Here is a 19,742-nt window from a genome sequence, read left to right as displayed (position 1 = left end):
TGTCAGGCAACCCGATACCCAGGCCGAACAATCTTCATGCTCAACCCGCAGGTCAGAACAAACGGCACGACCATGGCAATCACCATCCCGATCACGAACATCGGAATGAACTGCGGGATGATCGAGATAAAACCGGGCAAGCCACCGACGCCGATTGCCGAGGCCTGAACCTTGTTCAGCGACAGGAAAATGCAGCCCAGGGCCGAACCGATCAGGGCCGCATAAAACGGAAATTTGTAGCGCAGGTTGACCCCGAACATGGCCGGTTCGGTGATGCCGAAGTAAGCCGAAATCGCCGAGGTCGAGGCCATGCTTTTATCCCGCACACTGCGGGTCATGTAGAACACCGCCAATGCCGCGCTGCCCTGGGCCAGGTTGGACATGACGATCATCGGCCAGATGAAGGTGCCGCCCTGGGTGGAAATCAACTGCAAGTCGACCGCGAGGAACATGTGGTGCATGCCAGTGATCACCAGCGGCGCGTAGAGCAAACCGAAAATCGCCCCGCCGACCATCGGCGCCAGGTCGAACAGCATGACCACGCCTTCGGTGATGAGAATCCCCAGATGCCGGGTCACCGGGCCGATCACGGCCAGCGCCAGCACGCCGGTGACGACGATGGTGGTGATCGGCACCACCAGCAATTGCACCGCATTTGGCACCCGCGCCCGCAGCCATTTTTCGATGACGCTCATCACGTAGGCTGCCATCAGGATCGGCAGGATCTGCCCTTGGTAACCCACCTTCTCGATCTGGAACAAACCGAGGATGTCGAAGTACGGCAGGCTCTGCCCGTCCAACCCGGCCACCGCTTTGCCGTAGTTCCAGGCATTGAGCAGATCGGGGTGAACGAGCATCAAACCGAGCACGATGCCGAGGATTTCGCTGCCGCCAAACCGCTTGGCCGCCGACCAGCCCACCAGCGCCGGCAGGAACACGAACGAAGTGTTGGCCATGAGGTTGATCAGGCTCCAGAGCCCGTCAAGCTTGGGATAGGCATCAAGCAGGGTCTTGCCCTCGATGAACATGCCCTTGGCGCCGATCAGGTTGTTGATGCCCATCAACAGGCCGGCAATGATCAGCGCCGGCAGAATCGGCATGAAGACGTCGGAAAACACCCGCACCAGACGCTGCACGGCGTTGATCTTGTCAGCGCTTTTTTGTTTAACGTCGGCGATGGTCGAGGCGGCGAGACCGGTTTGCCGGCGCAGTTCGGCGTAGACCTTTTCCACTTCACCGGGACCGATGACCACCTGGAACAGGCCGCCGGTGAAGAACGAACCTTTGACCAGATCGATCTGGTTCAGCGTGGCGCTGTTGACCAGGCTCGGGTCCTTAAGAGCCAGGCGCAACCGTGTGACACAGTGCGCGGCCTGCTCGAGGTTGTCGCTGCCACCGAGGCTTTGCAGCAGCTCGCTGGCGATATTCGGATAGTCGTGGCTCATGCTTGTTCTTCCGCTGTAGTTTTTTGTTATTGGCAGCACGCCGAAACGAAAAGTACTCGTCTGTACGAGTTAAAGCAACAACTCGTACAGACGAGTTTGAATTTGTTTATCCTGAACCCGACAGGCGGCGATGTTTCCTACCTCCAAAGTCAAAGAAACCTAACGCCGCATGGACAAACCCCTACCCTGCCCTTAAGGTTCGAAGCCTTGAGTACAGCGCGGCATAGAGCCATTCCCATGAGTAAATACAACCAGATCTACAGCGATCTGCTTGCCAGCATCACGACCGAACGTCTGGAACGCGGCGCCCGGTTGCCTTCCGAAACCGAACTGATGGACAGCTATCAGGCCAGTCGCGGCACCGTGCGCAAGGCCATCGAGCAATTGCAGGAACGCGGTTTCGCGCAGAAGGTTCACGGCAAAGGCACGTTCGTGCTGTCGACTAACCCGATCGAATTCCAGCTCGGCGGGATCGTCAGCTTTCAGGAAACGTATCCACGCCTGGGTAACGACGTCAGCACCGAGGTGGTCGAGTTCACTCAAATCCCCCTTGAGGGCACGCTGCTGGAACACATCCAGGCCGAAGCCGGCAGCCAGATCACGCGGATCAAGCGAGTACGGCGGATCGACGGTAAACGCGTGATCCTGGACATCAACCATTTCGTCAGCGACGTGATCCCCGGCCTGTCCCGGGACATTGCCGAGCACTCGATCTACGCCTTCATTGAGCAGACCTTGCAACTGCAAATCGCCTACGCCCAGCGCACCATCGAAGCGGTGCCCCGCAGCAAGGACGATCAGCAACACCTGGACCTCGACGGCCAGAGCCATGTGATCGTGGTCAGCAATCAGACGTTTTTGCAGGATGGTCGGCAGTTCGAATACACAGAGTCGCGGCATACGCTGGACAAGTTTTACTTTTCTGACATTGCGCGCCGCTGAGCCTGACTCTGGTACTCATCATTTCCTACGTCTTGCGTCAGCAACTGACCACCGCCAGCGACCCAGTGCCTTACAGCTGGAATCGATGCCCCTTGAGATAGTGAGCGCCCCGACCACCTCTCAAGGAAGACATCATGGACGATACCCAAGAAATTACCCTGCCCGACGCTGCCGATGTGTTGGCCCTCCAGCCCCTGATCACTGATCTCGTTGCCGATTGCCCCGACCTGCACGCGTTGGCATATCAGGTCGCCAAGGACATTCTCGTCAAGCACGACATCACGGATATCGAACCCGACAAAGTCTACTGGCACCGGTTCCATGGCGCCCAAAGCAGCTCCACGGCTTTTACCGGCTGGCAGCACATCCTTGAAAAACCCAAGGAATCCATGACCTTCCCGCAACTGGTCATGCAACGTTTCAGCGTCCACGATCAGGACAATGCCGACCTGCTGGACCTCTACGGCGGCTTTTATCGTGTGGGGGCGGACGCCGAATCCTACGATGAAACCAATGAAGTGCGCCTGCACGGCAACGACGTGCTGAAAGCCTTCTGGGACATCAATTTCGCTGATCGCTACAAAACGGCCATTGCGACATTCTGGGAAAAACACAGCGCCAACTTCCGTGCGCTGGCCAAGTGCACGTTCATCGCCAAAGCGATTGAAGACTATGAGAAGGGTTACTTGACCCAAGAACACTTCAGCACGGTGCTCAGCGCCTGCGCCGGTAATGTCAGCAGGCCGCTCACCCGGCAAATGCTGATGGACGAGGCGACCACACCCAGCGGTTTATCGATTCGCAAGTTTTGCATTGACCACTTCGTGTCGACGGACATCCTCAGCATCACTGACGACAGTGACCTGAACATTCTCTACATTCCGGGCGAGCTCAGAGGTTTTCACTGTTTCAACAAGGTCGAAGAGCTGCACGAATGGCTGGTCAATGAGGTCAAGGACGCCGAAGGCCGTGAACGCATGCTCATGCACTTCAAGCAGGAAGAGCGCGACATCGTTCAGGAAAAGCCCACTTCCCTAGGGCACAAACTGGCCAACTTCACCGGCATTGGTCTGATCGTTCATTTCCTGGAAAACACGGAACATGAAAATGTCGGCCTCACCCACGCCTATGACGTTCTACCCAGTGACAATGAAGCCGGGAACGTTCATTTGCTCCACTATCGTGGCGAGAAAATTGCCGGTGATGCGTTCACCTATCTGAATCAGTCCACCCATGAGCGCATGCTCAGCGACGCCAATTTCCTGCTGCACTCCAACGGCGAGATCAGGAAAAAGCTGTGGATCGGCTACCTCAATGCCTTCAACCACACGTTCGGACCGATGGCCGCCCTTGCATGGCCGGCAGCGCTGGTCGTCATCGGTGCCGGCATCGCCAATGTCGGCCTGCACATCGACCAGGCCATCAACGGCACCACTGCGATGGAACGTAAGGCCGCGGTCAAAGCTGCGATTTTTGGCAGTGTGGATGTACTGTTTAATTTGCCATTTCTGCGCGGCGCAGTTGAACTGGCAGATGCCGCCGAGATCGCAGAGGCCGCCGAGACAGAAGAGGCGCTTGCCTCCGGGGAAGCGCCGAAGACAGACATAGAATCGCCGGCGATACCTTCCCTTTCCGTCGACGCCGAGGCTATTGGCCCCTCAGACATGGACATACTGGCGCCCTTTGAAACCAATGAGGTTCTCGACGGCGAATTCCCGGTGAGTGTTGAAGGTAAATTTCAAGGCATCTATCAACCCGCAACCGGGGGTCACTACATTACTATCGACGACCGTTTTTTTCAGGTGCGTTACAGCAATGAACTGCGGTCCTGGGCAATCGTCGACCCCACCAATCCCTACTCCTTTTTCCGCAATATTCCGGTACGTCTGAATGAAGCAGATGAATGGGAAATGTTCTCGCGACAGGGTTTGAAGGGCGGTGGCAAAAACCTCTCTAAACCGGCGACACCGAAGCCCGGCCAGAGCACCAGCAACTCCGCGCCACCAGCCCCTGTCCCCCTTGAACCAGTAGCTTCTACCTCCCCCCACCCCACAATGCAGCCTCTTCGTACTCTGAGAACGCCATACGATGTTCAGCCGCGACTCCAGGCATCACTAAAAAAATGGGCATTGAACCTATTCGAAACCCATGTCCGCCTTACAATGCGTCACTTGCCCGTGTTCACGGTGGAAGACCGCTACGCAAGTCACTTCACCGACAAGCTAAACCTGCTGAGGTCCACGGCCGGACGCTTCTTCAACGAGTTGCAGTGGCGCAACCTGCCGTCTCGGCCAATGATTCCTGCCGTCAGTGAGTCCATGACCAGTGCCGAATTGATTGAGAGAGTGTTCGAAACAGCACCGGGGCTGGTCGTGGGTGAAACCCTGGATCGCATCAGCAGCATGCGCTTCATGATTGAAAACATGCCTGAATTCGCTCGTCGGGGTGTCAATACGATTTACATGCGCGGCTTGCTCAGTGATTTTGCCCAGCAAGATCTGAATGCCTTTTTCAACACGGGAAGCATGCCCAAGGATCTGCACGAATACCTGACCGAGCTCGGCCAGGATCCCGCCGGGCGTTTCAACGAACTGGAACTGGTCAAGAGCGCAAGACAAAACAACATCCGGATCCAGGCCACCGACTGCGCAACAAGCTTTAAAAAACCGCTTTTTTTCAGGCCGGTTGAAGAGCAAATGATCACTAACAGCCTGACGAACGAAATCATGCTTGCCGATAAGGCCTTGAATCAGCCGACCAAATGGGTGGTGTTAACCGGACAGGAAAACATCAATACCTTCCGCGGGATGGCCGGCATCAGTGAACTGCAAGGCGGTATCGGCCTGCGGATCGAAGAGGTCAATCCAGGCGAAAGCCTGGGCATCACCTTGGATCCCGGCATCGAAATCGATCGCGGACCGATCATGCAGAACGAGACCATGCGCGGAACTTTCGACCCATTCTATGCAGACCTTCGCATACAAATGGAAGCGATGCCGGCGATCCGAACCGAGCAGCAAATGGAGAAGCTACTCGATGTACCCAGCAAATACCTGTTCGAGAAAACCGGTGACAGCTACACCCTGATTCACCGCGGCAGAAACGAACTGATCAATCGCACGCCGGTCGAGCGACTCGCCAACGGCAGTTTTGTTATCGACCGACCATCCTGGCCACAAAACAGGCTTCCTTTCCCCAGCATCGAAGCGCTGTCGAGCTCGCTGAACAACTCAGGTATGAGGCTGCAGATGCGCATTCCCACTTGATCAGTTGTATGTAACAGCAGTTTTGCTCGCGAATTCACTGCATACCAAGGAAAGCATCATGGACGATACCCAAGACCTCATCCTGACCAACTCCGCCGATGCCCAGGCCCTCCAGGCCCTGGTCCCCGACCTGGTCGACGACTGCCCCGACCTGTACGCCATGGCGTACGAAATCGCCCAGGATATCCTCACCAGACATCACATCACCGACATAACCCCGGACAACGTCTGGTGGCACCGTTTCCATGGCGCCCAAAGCAGTTCCAAGGCCTTTACCGGCTGGCAGCACATCCTTGAAAAGCCCAAGGAATCCATGACCTTCCCGCAACTGGTCATGCACCGCTTCAGCGTCCACGACCAGGACAATGCCGACCTGCTGGATCTCTACGGGGGCTTTTACCGGGTCGGTGATGACGCCGAGAGTTACGACGAAACCAACGAAGTGCGCCTGCATGCCAGCGACGTGCTGAAAGCCTTCTGGGACATCAATTTCGCTGACCGTTACAAAACGGCCATTGCGACATTCTGGGAAAAACACAGCGCCAACTTCCGTGCGCTGGCCAAGTGCACCTTCATCGCCAAAGCGATTGAAGACTATGAGAGCGGGCACTTGTCCCGTGAACATTTCACCCTGGTGCTCAGGGCCTGCGCCGGTAATGTCAGCAGGCCGCTCACCCGGCAAATGCTGATGGACGAGGCGGCCACAGCCAGCGGTTTATCGATTCGCAAGTTCTGCATTGATGAGTTCGTTTCGACGGATATTTTCAGTATCACTGACGACGGTGACCTGAACATTCTCTACATTCCGGGCGAGCTCAGAGGATTTCACTGTTTCAACAAGGTCGAAGAGCTGCACGAATGGCTGGTCAATGAGGTCAAGGACGCCGAAGGCCGTGAACGCATGCTCATGCGCTTCAAGCAGCAAGAGCGCGACATCGTCCAGGAAAAGCCCACTTCGCTGGGGCACAAGCTCGCCAATTTCACCGGCATTGGCCTGCTCACTCATTTCCTGGAGAACACGCAATATGAAAATATCGGCCTCACCCATGCGTACGAGGTATTACCTGATGAAAACACCGCCGCCGACCATCACTTGCTTCACTACCGTGGCGAGATAGTCAGTGGCGATGCGTTCACCCATTTGAGCCAGTCCACCCATGAGCGCATGCTCAGCGACGCCAATTACCTGCTGCATTCCAATGGCGAGCTACGCAAAAAGCTGTGGATCGGCTACCTCAATGCCTTCAACCGCGTCTTTGGGCCAATGGCTGCAGCGGCCTGGCCAGCAGCGTTGGTTGTCATAGGCGCGGGCATTGCCAATGTCGGCTTGCACATCGATCAGGCCATCAACGCCACGACCCCAGCGGAACGCAAGGCCGCGATCAAAGGGGCCATCCTTGGCAGCGTGGACATCCTGTTCAACTTGCCATTCCTGAGAGGGGCAAGCGAGTTCGCCGAAGCAGCGGAAGCAGCGGAAGCAGAGGAGACAATCACCCCTGGGGAAGATTTGAAGTCGCCGAGCCCTCCGCTGCAACTTCCCTTCGAATCCATCAAACCCGACCCGGGAGATGCCAGCCTGTTGGCGCCTTTTGAAACCAATGAAATCCTCGAGGGCTATTCCTCCATCAACGGGGAAGGCAAGTTTCAAGGCATCTATCAGCCCGAGACAGGCGGTAATTACATCGCCATGGGGGACAGTTTCTACCAGGTGCGCTACAGCAACGAACTGAAGACCTGGACGATCATTGATCCGGTCGATCCCCACTCCTTTTACCGCAACATACCGGTGCGCCTGGATGAAATGGGTGAGTGGGTGCCCCTCACGCGCCCCGGTCTGGCGGGAGGCGGCAAGTTTTCCGATCTGTTCGCCAGGGCCGAGCCGCCACTCCCCGACTTCGACGCCCCGGCGACTGCATACGATGTTCCGCAGGAGATCAAGCCAGCCCTCAAAAGGCAGCCAATGGTTTGGAGACAAAGGGCGATTTGAAGGACGGCTTTATCAATCCCAACAATCCAGCCGATGAGCTGGAAGCCTTCAAAAGACTACGCCGAAGACTACACGACGACGCCGTGTCCTTTTATTCGCAGCCGCAACCACAGCTGCCACCCAGGCCTGCCATTCCATCGTTCATCGCGAATGCGAAGCTCAAGGACATCATCAAGACCCTGTTCAAGCGCTCACAAAGCCTGGTCGTCGGCGAAAGTCACTCCAGCGTGGGCAGCAAACAATTTTTGATCGAGAACATGAGCGTGCTGCGCAAACAGAAGGTCAAAACCCTGTACGTGGAGCATCTGCTGACCGATTTCCATCAAGCGGACCTGGATGTGTTCAACCGCACCGGGGTGATGTCCGAGGATCTGGAAAGCTACCTCCAGGATCTTGATGCAACTTTTTCGACCGACCCCAGCAAACAATTCACGTTTGAACAGGTCGTCAGGACAGCGCAAAAAAATAACATCCGCGTGCAAGCCATCGACTGCCTGGCCAGTTACCGCAGCGCCGGTATTCAAAGGCCCGATCTCAATTTCCGGCAAAAAATGATGAATTTCTTCGCCCAACAAGTCATTGGCGCCGACCAGACAGCCAGAGGCGCCCATCGCTGGGTGGCATTGGTCGGTAACAGCCACGCCAATACCTATGCTGACGTGGCGGGGGTCAGTGAGCTTGAAGGCAGCATCGGCCTGCGTATCGAGAGTGTGGGCCCGGATGAGCTCGGCGGTATCAAGATCGACCCCGGGGTCTCCGATGTGGCGCGCCCGGGGCAAGCGGTCAGTTTTGTCAGAAATGACTTGTTGCTGCAGATCCCGACGCCGAAAAGCGTGGCCCTTGCGCAAAGGCTGGAAGATGGCCTGCCCAGGCCTGGCATGTACACCCTCAGCACCAGTACCGGTGAACCAATACTGGTTCATCGCAGCAGAACCGTCACCAAAAACGGCATCGTGACCTGGGGAAAACTCGTTCGCACGCCCATAAAACAAGATGCAAACGGCTACTACATCGAACGGGATTCCTGGCAAATCAGCGGACGACGCTTTCCAACGACCGAGGGCTTGAGTTCCGCGCTGCACAGAATTGGCATGGCCCCCGTTCGGCTACCCGGCGTCTAAAACGCAAAAAGGCCGTGTGAACAGTGTTCACACGGCCTTTTTTGTTACCTGCAATCAAGCCATCAAGGCCTGCGCAGGATCACTCCCACTCAATCGTCGCCGGCGGCTTGCTCGACACGTCATACGTGACGCGGGAGATGCCTTCGATTTCATTGATGATCCGGCCGGAAACGGTTTCCAGCAGTTCGTAAGGCAGGTGTGCCCAACGTGCGGTCATGAAGTCGATGGTTTCCACGGCACGCAGGGCCACGACCCAAGCGTAACGACGGCCATCGCCGACTACGCCAACCGATTTCACTGGCTGGAACACCACGAATGCCTGGCTGACCTTGTGGTACCAGTCGGCCTTGCGCAGTTCTTCGATGAAGATGTGGTCGGCGCGACGCAGCAGGTCGGCGTATTCCTTCTTCACTTCACCGAGGATCCGCACGCCCAGGCCCGGGCCCGGGAACGGGTGACGGTAGACCATGTCGTACGGCAGGCCTAGTTCCAGGCCCAGACGACGGACTTCGTCCTTGAACAGCTCGCGCAGGGGTTCAACCAGCTTGAGGTTCATTTCTTCCGGCAGGCCGCCCACGTTGTGGTGCGACTTGATCACGTGTGCCTTGCCGCTTTTGGCGCCAGCCGACTCGATTACGTCCGGGTAAATGGTGCCTTGGGCGAGGTACTTGATGTTGTCCAGTTTGTTGGACTGGGCATCGAAGACGTCGATGAAGGTACGGCCGATGATCTTGCGCTTCTTCTCCGGGTCGGACTCGCCGGCCAGGTTGTCGAGGAATTGATCTTCGGCATTGGCGCGGATCACCTTGACGCCCATGTTCTCGGCGAACATGGCCATCACTTGCTCGCCTTCGTGCAGGCGCAGCAGGCCGTTGTCGACGAAGACGCAGGTCAGTTGGTCGCCAATGGCTTTGTGCAGCAGCGCGGCAACCACCGAAGAGTCCACACCGCCGGACAGGCCGAGCAGTACGTTGTCGGTGCCGACCTGGGCACGAATGTTGGCGATGGCGTCTTCAGCAATCTTCGAAGGCGTCCACAACGCTTCGCAGCCGCAGATGTCGAGGATAAAGCGCGAGAGGATGCGACCGCCCTGCTTGGTGTGGGTCACTTCCGGGTGGAACTGCACGCCGTAGTAGCCACGTGCGTCGTCGAACATGCCGGCGATCGGGCAGCTTGGGGTGCTGGCCAGGATGTGGAAGTCTTGCGGCATCTTGGTGACCTTGTCACCGTGACTCATCCAGACGTCGAGGCCGAACAGGCCGTCGGCGTCGATGTGGTCTTCGATGCCGTCGAGCAGACGGCTCTTGCCGACCACGTCGACACGGGCGTAACCGAACTCACGCAGCTCGGAACCTTCGACCTTGCCACCCAGCTGTTCAGCCATGGTTTGCATGCCGTAGCAGATACCGAAGACCGGTACGCCCAGGTCAAACACCGCTTGCGGGCAGCGCGGGCTGTCGGCTACGTGCACGGACTCGGGGCCGCCGGCGAGAATGACGCCTTTGGGAGCGAATTCGCGAATCGCTTCGTCGTCCATGTCGAACGGATGCAGTTCGCAGTACACGCCGATTTCACGCACGCGGCGGGCAATCAGCTGGGTGTACTGGGAACCGAAGTCGAGGATCAGGATGCGGTGAGCGTGAATGTCGAGGGCCATGATTCAGTCTCGTCTAGATAATTCAAAAACAGTCGTGATTCAGAAACAACTCGGGGCTGAATAGAACAGCCCCGGTTGCTTAACGATTTGCTTGAAGCCTCAACCTACGCGGTAGTTTGGCGCTTCTTTGGTGATCTGTACGTCGTGAACGTGGGACTCGGCCATGCCAGCACCGGTGATCCGCACGAACTCAGGCTTGGTGCGCATTTCTTCGATGTCGGCGCTGCCGGTGTAGCCCATCGAGGAACGCAGGCCGCCCATCAGTTGATGGATGATGGCGCTCAGGGTGCCCTTGTAAGGAACACGCCCTTCGATACCTTCCGGAACCAGTTTCTCGGCGCCTGCCGAGGAGTCCTGGAAATAACGGTCGGAGGAGCCTTGAGCCTGGGACATGGCGCCCAGCGAACCCATGCCGCGGTAAGCCTTGTACGAACGACCCTGGAACAGTTCGATCTCGCCTGGCGCTTCTTCAGTACCGGCGAACATCGAGCCCATCATCACGCAGGAAGCACCGGCAACGATGGCCTTGGACAGGTCACCGGAGAAACGGATGCCGCCGTCGGCGATCAACGGAACACCAGTGCCTTCGAGGGCAGCGGCGACGTTGGCGATGGCACTGATTTGCGGGACGCCGACACCGGCGACGATACGGGTGGTGCAGATCGAGCCTGGGCCGATACCGACCTTGACTGCGTCAGCGCCAGCTTCGGCCAAAGCCTTGGCGGCAGCGCCGGTGGCGATGTTGCCGCCGATGACCTGCACTTCAGGGAAGTTCTGCTTGACCCAGCGAACGCGGTCGATCACGCCTTTGGAGTGACCGTGAGCGGTGTCGACCACCACCACGTCAACGCCGGCATTGACCAGGGCAGCGACGCGATCACCGGTGTCTTTACCGGTACCGACAGCAGCGCCAACACGCAGACGACCTTGGTCGTCCTTGCTCGCCAGCGGGTATGCCTTGGCTTTTTCGATGTCGTTGACGGTCATCATGCCTTTGAGGGCAAATTTGTCGTCGACGATCAGCACGCGTTCGATGCGGTGTTTGTGCAACAACTCGCGGACGTCGTTCTTGTCGGCGCCTTCCTTGACCGTGACCAGACGCTCTTTAGGCGTCATCACTTGACGGACGGTGGCGTCCAGACGGTTTTCGAAACGTACGTCACGGGAAGTGACGATGCCGACCAGGTCGCCATTGTGCAAAACCGGAACGCCGGAGATGTTGTGCATGCGGGTCAGTTCGAACAGTTCACGAACCGTGGCGTCAGCCTCGATGGTGATCGGATCCTTGACCACGCCGGCCTCATAACGCTTGACCTTGCGCACTTCGGCAGCTTGCTGCTCGATGGTCATGTTCTTGTGGATGATACCGATGCCACCTTCCTGAGCCATGGCAATTGCCAGACGGGCTTCAGTAACGGTGTCCATGGCGGCAGAAACCAGAGGAATATTCAGCTCGATGCCACGGGTTAGGCGGGTCTTGAGACTGACTTCGTTAGGAAGCACCTCGGAATAACCGGGCACTAGGAGAATGTCGTCGAATGTCAGAGCTTCTTGGCTGATACGCAGCATCGCGGGGGCTCCCGAGCGGGAAAATGGAAGCGCGCCATTATAGTCAGACACCCCTTCGGGTTCAATGTAAAACTCTGTCTATTTCGACACAGTCGATCGACGGGTATTTAACGCCGAATTCTGTAGGAGCACAGCTTGCTGGCGATGGCGCCCTTAAGTCCGCCATCGCCAGCAAGCTGTGCTCCTACAGTTCGACTTTCACCCAACTGACAGGTTGATCGAGCCAATCGGCAAATTCGTCGATGAAGCTCTGTTTGAACCCGGCCTCGGCCCAGTTATTGAAGATAAAGCCCAGGTTGGAAAAGCCGCATTCCTGCAGGAAAAGAAAGCCGTTGATGTCATCTTCATGCCCGCATTCCGGGCAGGTGAAGTTATCAGTGCGCCCCGGCATCCAGTCTTCCAGGCTTTCGAACAGCGCTTCGCCGACTTCCTTGCGGCACTCGGCGCAACCCGCCTCTTCAAGGAAACCCTTGGCCGGCGTATAGATGCAGCGCTTGGTGATGATTTCCAGGCCATTGATCGGTTCGCCGAATGGCAGCGCTTCAGGATGCAGCACGACAGCGCGGGCACCGTCGGCGATGGCATGAGCCATGCGGTTGCCCGTGCGGCCACAGGTGGTCAGTTCTTCTTTGACGATGTTCTTGCGCACCAGCCAACGCACGACTGCCCGGGCCCGGGGTTCGTGCACCGGCAGTGTGGAGATTTTCGGGACGATGATGCTTTGCGAGTTCATGGTGCAAGCCTACTGCGTCAAATGGATATTTCTGCGGTGTTCGTCCTGACGCCATCGCGGGCAAGCCCGCTCCCACACGATCTCGGTCGTAAACACATTTGTGCTCACCTGAGATCCTTGTGGGAGCGGGCTTGCCCGCGATGGCGCCAGGGCGGCCGGCAGCTTAATCCCTGACGAAATCCGGTCAAGTACTCAAATAGCGCCCAATCAATGCAATTCCGCTGGCCAGCACCAACCAGGTCACCAGCCGCACAAACGCCTCGCGGGACAACCTCATGGTCAACCGCCGGCCGATCCACAGCCCTAATGCCATGGCCGGCAATAAACACAGCGCCAATACCAACAAGGGTAGCTCGGCGTACACACCGGCGACGGCAAACAGGCTCAAGCGCACCACCGTGCTGCAACTGATCAGCGCACTCTGGGTCGCCCGGGCCGCCTCCTTGGGCAGGCGGCTGTTCAAATAAATCGCATATAAAAAGCCGCCACTGCCAAACAATGCCCCGAACATCCCGCCCACCGTGCCCATCGGCATGGCCCACGCGGCAGACAATTGCGCCGGACGGGTTTTAATCCACAGGCTGTAAATCGCATAAGCGCTGATAAACAACCCCATCAACAGCAGCAACACATCGGATTTCAGATTCAACAGAAAAATCACCCCCAACGTGCAGCCCACCGCCATGCACGGCAGAAGTCGCAGCAACTCAGGCTTCGCCACATCCCGTCGCGAAGGCAGCAGATTGCCGAACGCCGCGACAAAATCCAGCAGCACCAACAGCGGCACGATCTTCGACAGCGGCATGAACAGAATCAGAATTGGCCCGGCCACCAGCGCGGTACCAAAACCAGCGATGCCGAAAACGATGTAGGCCAAGGCAACGCCCAATCCAATCACCAGCCAATCCACCGCACCCCACGGCCATTGGTTTAACAACTCCAGCACATTCATCGATACGGCTTCCTTTTATTCCTGCGATGACTTTAGCCAGCACCGAGCGTTGCGACTAATATCTTCAACGTCGTCAACCCATCTCGAAAAGGCATACCTGGTGCTTTCAACCCGCCAATTGCGTTACTTCGTGGAAATCGCCGAAAGCGGCAGCTTCAGCGCTGCAGCCGAACGACTGTTTATTGCGCAATCCGCCTTGAGCCGGCAGATAAAGGACATGGAAACCCGGCTGCAAACGCCGCTGTTCGAACGCACCGCGCGCCAGCCTCGACTGACGGCAGCGGGTGAAGCCTTTTTGCCTCGGGCGAGAAACCTTCTGAACGAACTGACCAAGGCCAGCGAGATGGCCACTCAGGTGGGCAGCGGTCAAGTCGGCGTGTTGCGCCTGGGTCACTCCAGCACTGTGCCCATGAGTGGCCGGCTGTTGCGAGGCATCAGCGACTATCTGGATCGGCACGCCGGTGTGTCCATGGACATCGTCAAGCTGTCCTCCGAGGCGCAACTGGAAGAATTGGCAGAAGGTCGTCTCGATGTGGGACTGTTGCGCCTGCCGGTGCTGCGTCAGCGTGAAGGGGTGCAGATTGTTCCGCTGTACCGCGAGCGTTTGTTGCTGGCAGTGCCTCCGAATCATCGGCTGGCTGTGGATAAGTCCGCGCCTGGCATCGATCTGGCACAGTTGAAGAATGAAGCGTTTATTTCCATCCCTCATCCACAGCGTGGTGGCCTGAGCTATCTTTCCGCCGAGTTGTGCATGCGCCAAGGGTTCTTTCCGCAGGCGGCTCGGGTGGTGTCGCGCAAAACCACGCAACTGCAATTGATCCAGGCCGGATTCGGCATCGCGCTGTTACCGGAATCGATGCAGGACATCGCGCCGCCGGATATCCACTTTCTGCCCTTGGCCGATCCCGATTGCCACAGCACGGTCGCCCTCGCCTGCCGGCAAAATCCCACGGCACTGGTTCAACACTTCATCAAAACCTGCACAGACCATTGTGGGAGCGAGCCTGCTCGCGATAGCGGTTCAACATTCAACATCAATGTCGACTGACACACTGCTATCGCGAGCAGGCTCGCTCCCACAGGGGATTTTCGCTGGATCATGGAGATTGATCGCCGAATGCCTTTATCATGCGCCCCATGATTAAAGATCCCTTTGCAAGACTCGGCCTGGACCGTGAAGTCCTGACTGTCAGCCAGCTCAACGGCCGCGCGCGGGTGTTGCTCGAAGACGTGTTCAGCAACATCTGGGTCGAAGGCGAAATCTCCAACCTCGCCCGTCCGGCGTCCGGCCACGTGTATTTCACCCTCAAGGACAGTGGTGCCCAGGTGCGTTGCGCACTGTTCCGGCAGAACGCGGCGCGGGTGCGTCAGGCATTGAAGGATGGCCTGGCGGTCAAGGTACGCGGCAAGGTTTCGCTGTTCGAGGGCCGTGGCGACTACCAGTTGATCCTCGATACCGTGGAGCCGGCCGGCGACGGTGCGCTGCGTCTGGCCTTTGACGCACTGAAGGAAAAACTCAGCGCCGAAGGCCTGTTCAGCGCCGAACGCAAAGTGCCGCTGCCCGCGCATCCGCAACGCATCGGCATCATCAGCTCGCCCACCGGCGCGGTGATTCGCGACATCATCAGCGTATTCCGCCGCCGTGCTCCGCAGATCCAACTGACGTTGATCCCCACTGCCGTGCAGGGTCGCGAAGCCACTGCGCAGATTGTCCGCGCATTGAAACTGGCGGACGCCCGCGGTTTCGATGCCTTGATCCTGGCCCGTGGCGGTGGTTCGCTGGAAGACCTTTGGTGCTTCAACGAAGAAGCCGTAGCGCGCGCCGTGGATGCCTGCGTGACACCGATTGTCAGCGCCGTCGGCCATGAAACCGACGTATCGATCAGCGACTTTGTGGCCGACGTCCGCGCCCCGACGCCGTCCGCCGCCGCCGAACTGCTCGCGCCGGATTCCAGTGACCTGGTCCGTCGGCTCGAAAGCCTGCATCGACGGCTGGTGATGCGTATCCGCGACCGCTTGATGCGTGATCGACTGCGCCTGGAAGGCATGTCCCGCCGTTTGCGTCATCCCGGCGAACGTCTGCGCCAGCAAGCGCAGCGTCTGGACGATCTGGACATGCGCATGCGCCGCGCGTTCGAACGCAGCCTCAATACCCGTCGCGAACGGTTGATCCGCCTGGAAACCCGCCTCGCCGGGCAACATCCGGGACGGCAACTGGCGATGCTCCGTCAGCGCCTCGACAGCCTTGCCGAGCGCCTGCCCCGTGCCATGCGCGAAGGACTAAAATCCCGTCGCCTGCAACTGCAAAGCCAGATGCAGACGCTGCATGTGGTCAGCCCGTTGGCGACCCTTGGCCGTGGCTACAGCATCTTGCTGGACGAACGCGGTAACGCAATCCGCAATGCCGCGCAAACCCACACCGGCCAGCGCCTGAAAGCCAAACTAGGCGAAGGCGAACTGCAAGTGCGGGTCGAAGACAATCACCTGACGCCTGTCACCCTTTCTTTACTGGATTGATCCATGCCGCGTTTTTTAGCTCCGCTGCTGTTGCTGTGCCTGACCTTCAATGCCCACGCCGACAGCTACATCACCCGCCTGTTGAACAAACCGGTGCCGGGCGGCGTGGCCGTGGTCGATCTGGGCGCCTCTGCCCAGGCGCCGAAGGCCAGCTATCAAGGCAAACCGGTATTGGTGGTCAAGGAACAGAACAACTGGCTGGCGATTGTCGGTGTGCCGCTGACGGTTAAACCGGGCACGCAGCAGGTCAGCAGTGGCGGGCGGAATCTGAGCTTCACGGTCGGCTACAAGAAATACCCGGAACAGCACATCACGTTGAAAAATAAGCAGCAGGTCAACCCGGATCCGGAAAACCTCAAGCGCATTGAACGCGAATTGGCCGAGCAGATAACTGCCTACCGCACGTTCAGCCCGAATACGCCGAGCAATTTGCTGTTGGACAAACCGGTGAACGGGCCGCTGTCGAGCAAGTTCGGCGTGCGCCGTTTCTTCAACGGTGAAGAACGTAATCCCCACTCTGGCCTGGATTTCGCCGTGGGCGCTGGCACACCGATCAAGACCCCGGCGGCCGGCAAGGTGATTCTGATCGGCGACTACTTTTTCAACGGCAACACGGTGTTTGTCGACCATGGGCAAGGGTTTATCAGCATGTTTTGCCACATGTCGAAAATCGACGTGAAGGTTGGTCAGCCATTGGCCCGTGGTGGGGTGGTCGGGAAAGTGGGCGCCACCGGGCGCGCGACCGGGCCGCATATGCACTGGAATGTCAGCCTGAATGATGCGCGGGTGGATCCGGCGATTTTCATTGGGGCGTTTCAGCCTTAAATTGCCGTTGAGACGACCGGCCTCATCGTCGGAACGCCGCCCGGAGCAGGCTCACTCCCACATTGGATTTGTGTTCACCACAGATCAACTGTAGGAGTGAGCCTGCTCGCGATGGCGGCGTAACAGACACCATCTATTCCGCTTCCAAGTCCTCAATCCCATGAATCTCCCTGTGCGCCAGGCACTCCTTGATCCACGCCCGGGTTTCCTCCGAAAAGCCCGCCAACTCTTCAGCGCTGATCAACTCATGAGTACACAGCCCCAGCAAGTGAGCAGGCGCCTCATTGCGTGAGTGACCGAACACGCCAAACGCCCAATACAGTTCCTGTTGACCTGCCTTCAGCCTTTCCTCACTGGCTTCAATCCGCTCGTATGGCGCGATGCTTTTATCCAGCACTAAGCGCTCGACCTCATCCATGATGCGGATGCACAGCCGCTCATGGGCCAACGGACGCAGCGCACTGTAAAGCTTCCAATCCGACTCGTTCATTGTCGACTCCTGCCTGCCAGTAGTCCTCGGTGAGGCTTTAAGAATAGCCGCGCCGGCACGCCCCATCACCGAAAGCCTTCAATTGCGCATCGCTCAAACCTCGCGCAAACATAAAAACAATCAGCGCCCTTCACCGCAATAAAATCTCGATAACCACGACTTTTCGAGGATTCCTCTCAATTTTTTTCGACCGCTTGCCATCCTTCACCCTCGCGGTTAGGGTTGAGGGCATGAAAACCTCTCACACCCTCATTCAGCTTCGCCAGCACCGCAGCCTGTGCCTTGTCAGTGCACGACTGCCAGGCTGAATCGCGGTGCCTCGTCCTACGCTTTATCCCCAGAACATTTGATCCACCGGCAGGCCGCCTTTTTTCGGCCCACACAATAAGGATTTCCCGATGAGCATGCTCAAAGACCCGTCTTCGAAATACCGCGCGTTCCCGACCATCGACATCCCGGACCGCACCTGGCCATCGAAGACCATTACCGCCGCGCCGATCTGGTGCAGCTCCGACCTTCGTGACGGTAACCAGTCGCTGATCGAGCCAATGGACGCGGTCAAGAAGCTGCGTTTCTGGAAAACCCTGGTGTCGGTCGGCGTTAAAGAAATCGAAGCGTCGTTCCCGGCGGCTTCGCAAACCGACTTCGACTTCGTGCGCACCCTGATCGAAGGCAACCACATCCCGGACGACACCACCATTCAGGTGCTGACCCAGGGCCGTGAAGATTTGATCGAGCGCACCTTCGAATCCCTGCGCGGAGCGAAGAAAGCCATCGTTCATTTGTACAACGCCACCTCCCCGTCCTTCCGTCGCATCGTCTTCAACCAGGACAAGGAAGGGGTCAAGGCCATCGCCGTGAACGCGGCCAAGCTGTTCGTCAAATATGCCGCCCAGCAGCCAAACACCGAGTGGACCTTCGAATACTCGCCAGAAACCTTCAGCGCCACCGAGCTCGAGTTCGCCAAGGAAGTCTGCGACGCCGTCATCGAAGTCTGGAACCCGACGCCTGAGCACAAGGTGATTCTCAACCTGCCTGCCACTGTCGAATGCGCGACCCCGAACATCTATGCCGACCAGATCGAATGGTTCGGCCGTCACATCAACCGTCGTGACAGCGTGATCATCAGCCTGCACACCCACAACGACCGTGGCACTGGCGTTGCGGCTACCGAACTGGGCCTGATGGCCGGCGCCGACCGTGTCGAAGGCTGCCTGTTCGGCAACGGCGAGCGTACCGGTAACGTCGACTTGGTCACTGTGGCGCTGAACCTCTACACCCAAGGCATTCACCCTGAGCTGGACTTCTCCGACATCGACGGCGTGCGCAAAGTCGTCGAAGAATGCAACCAGATTCAGGTGCACCCACGTCACCCGTACGTCGGCGACCTGGTGCACACCGCGTTCTCCGGCTCCCACCAGGACGCCATCCGCAAGGGCTTCGCCCAGCAAAAACCGGACGCCCTGTGGGAAGTGCCGTACTTGCCGATCGACCCGGCCGACATCGGCCGCAGCTACGAGGCGGTGATCCGCGTCAACAGCCAGTCGGGCAAGGGCGGTATCGCTTACCTGCTGGAACAGGAATACGGCATCAGCTTGCCGCGTCGCATGCAGATCGAGTTCAGCCAGGTGGTGCAGCGTGAAACCGATCGCCTGGGCCTTGAGATGACGGCTCAGCAGATCCATGCCCTGCTGCACAGCGAGTACTTGCAGGCCAACACCCCATACGCGCTGGTCAGCCATCGCCTGCAGGAAGAAAACGGTCACAGCGCCGTGGAAGTGGAAGTCTCGGGCAAAGGTCAGGGTGAAACCAACCTGCACTGGCGCGGCAAGGGCAACGGTGCCCTGGAAGCGCTGGTGGCCGGTCTGCCGATTCCGGTTGAGATCATGGACTACAACGAACACGCCATCGGTTCGGGCACCAATGCCAAGGCGGCGGCCTACATCGAACTGCGTGTGAACGGCGAGCGTGCGGTGCACGGCGTCGGTATCGATGAAAACATCACCACCGCCAGCTTCAAGGCTTTGTTCAGCGCGCTTAACCGCTCGCTGAGCCAGCCGGAAGCGAAAGCGGCGTAAGCCTTCGCTGCAATGCAAAAGGCCCCTAGGTGAAAACCTCGGGGCCTTTTTTTGCTGATCGTTCCCACGCTCTGCGTGGGAATGCAGCCCGGGACGCTCCGCGTCCCATCAGAAGCCGAACGCAGAGCGTCCGTTGAGGCATTCCCACGCAGAGCGTGGG

Annotated in this window: 14 protein-coding genes; 8 read left to right on the top strand and 6 right to left on the bottom strand. The window is 58.3% G+C overall.

All coding sequences use genetic code 11. From position 1 onward, the window contains the following. Window positions 1-2 precede the first annotated feature (2 nt). Entirely contained in the window at window positions 3-1,445 is a 1,443-nt protein-coding gene (treP, locus tag BLW70_RS10590) for a PTS system trehalose-specific EIIBC component (protein ID WP_074873967.1), read from the bottom strand. A gap of 237 nt (window positions 1,446-1,682) precedes the next feature. Here treP and treR point away from each other — a divergent pair, with 237 nt between their 5' ends. The 4 genes from treR to BLW70_RS31035 all read left to right on the top strand — a co-directional run bounded on the left by treR (window position 1,683) and on the right by BLW70_RS31035 (window position 8,761). Further along, window positions 1,683-2,387 carry a trehalose operon repressor gene (gene treR, locus BLW70_RS10585; protein WP_074873966.1) on the top strand — a complete coding sequence of 235 codons (705 nt, stop codon included), beginning with the start codon at window positions 1,683-1,685 and terminating at the stop codon, window positions 2,385-2,387. Window positions 2,388-2,521: 134 nt separating this feature from the next. After that, window positions 2,522-5,653 (top strand): membrane-targeted effector domain-containing toxin, encoded by a 3,132-nt coding sequence (locus BLW70_RS10580; protein WP_074873965.1) that lies wholly within the window; start codon window positions 2,522-2,524, stop codon window positions 5,651-5,653. Window positions 5,654-5,711: 58 nt separating this feature from the next. Further along, window positions 5,712-7,640 carry a dermonecrotic toxin domain-containing protein gene (locus tag BLW70_RS31040; protein WP_235864996.1) on the top strand — a complete coding sequence of 643 codons (1,929 nt, stop codon included), beginning with the start codon at window positions 5,712-5,714 and terminating at the stop codon, window positions 7,638-7,640. Continuing rightward, window positions 7,619-8,761: a membrane-targeted effector domain-containing toxin gene (locus tag BLW70_RS31035; protein WP_235864995.1), complete on the top strand. Its 1,143-nt coding sequence runs from the start codon at window positions 7,619-7,621 to the stop codon at window positions 8,759-8,761. Before BLW70_RS31040 ends, BLW70_RS31035 begins: the two co-directional genes overlap by 22 nt. 79 nt (window positions 8,762-8,840) lie before the next feature. Here BLW70_RS31035 and guaA read toward each other — a convergent pair whose 3' ends face one another. From guaA to BLW70_RS10555, 4 genes are all read right to left on the bottom strand, one after another. After that, window positions 8,841-10,418 (bottom strand): glutamine-hydrolyzing GMP synthase, encoded by a 1,578-nt coding sequence (gene guaA, locus BLW70_RS10570; protein WP_074873964.1) that lies wholly within the window; start codon window positions 10,416-10,418, stop codon window positions 8,841-8,843. Between the two features lie 99 nt (window positions 10,419-10,517). Beyond that, the gene (gene guaB / locus BLW70_RS10565; RefSeq protein WP_074873963.1) at window positions 10,518-11,987 is read right to left on the bottom strand and encodes an IMP dehydrogenase; all 1,470 of its coding nucleotides are present in this window, start codon (window positions 11,985-11,987) and stop codon (window positions 10,518-10,520) included. Window positions 11,988-12,171: 184 nt separating this feature from the next. Then, window positions 12,172-12,720, bottom strand: coding sequence for a sugar ABC transporter ATPase (locus tag BLW70_RS10560; protein WP_074873962.1), 549 nt, complete (start codon window positions 12,718-12,720; stop codon window positions 12,172-12,174). A 184-nt stretch (window positions 12,721-12,904) separates the two neighbouring features. Then, window positions 12,905-13,672 (bottom strand): sulfite exporter TauE/SafE family protein, encoded by a 768-nt coding sequence (locus BLW70_RS10555; protein ID WP_074873961.1) that lies wholly within the window; start codon window positions 13,670-13,672, stop codon window positions 12,905-12,907. Between the two features lie 100 nt (window positions 13,673-13,772). On the opposite strand from BLW70_RS10555, the gene BLW70_RS10550 reads away from it, so the two are divergent. The 3 genes from BLW70_RS10550 (at window position 13,773) to BLW70_RS10540 (ending at window position 17,014) form a co-directional block, all read left to right on the top strand. Continuing rightward, entirely contained in the window at window positions 13,773-14,720 is a 948-nt protein-coding gene (locus tag BLW70_RS10550) for a LysR family transcriptional regulator (RefSeq protein WP_074873960.1), read from the top strand. A gap of 89 nt (window positions 14,721-14,809) precedes the next feature. Beyond that, a complete protein-coding gene (xseA, locus tag BLW70_RS10545; RefSeq protein ID WP_074873959.1) occupies window positions 14,810-16,189 on the top strand; it encodes an exodeoxyribonuclease VII large subunit in 1,380 nt (459 codons plus the stop codon). 3 nt (window positions 16,190-16,192) lie between these two features. After that, window positions 16,193-17,014, top strand: coding sequence for a peptidoglycan DD-metalloendopeptidase family protein (locus BLW70_RS10540; protein WP_074873958.1), 822 nt, complete (start codon window positions 16,193-16,195; stop codon window positions 17,012-17,014). A 133-nt stretch (window positions 17,015-17,147) separates the two neighbouring features. On the opposite strand, the gene BLW70_RS10535 is transcribed toward BLW70_RS10540, so the two are convergent. Next, window positions 17,148-17,504 carry a hypothetical protein gene (locus BLW70_RS10535; RefSeq protein WP_074873957.1) on the bottom strand — a complete coding sequence of 119 codons (357 nt, stop codon included), beginning with the start codon at window positions 17,502-17,504 and terminating at the stop codon, window positions 17,148-17,150. A gap of 398 nt (window positions 17,505-17,902) precedes the next feature. Here BLW70_RS10535 and leuA point away from each other — a divergent pair, with 398 nt between their 5' ends. Then, window positions 17,903-19,582 (top strand): 2-isopropylmalate synthase, encoded by a 1,680-nt coding sequence (leuA, locus tag BLW70_RS10525; RefSeq protein WP_008147766.1) that lies wholly within the window; start codon window positions 17,903-17,905, stop codon window positions 19,580-19,582. The last annotated feature ends 160 nt before the right edge of the window (window positions 19,583-19,742 follow it).

Origin of the sequence: Pseudomonas frederiksbergensis (assembly GCF_900105495.1) — a bacterium.
GTDB lineage: Bacteria > Pseudomonadota > Gammaproteobacteria > Pseudomonadales > Pseudomonadaceae > Aquipseudomonas > Aquipseudomonas frederiksbergensis.
This window is presented reverse-complemented; position numbering and strand designations above follow the sequence as displayed.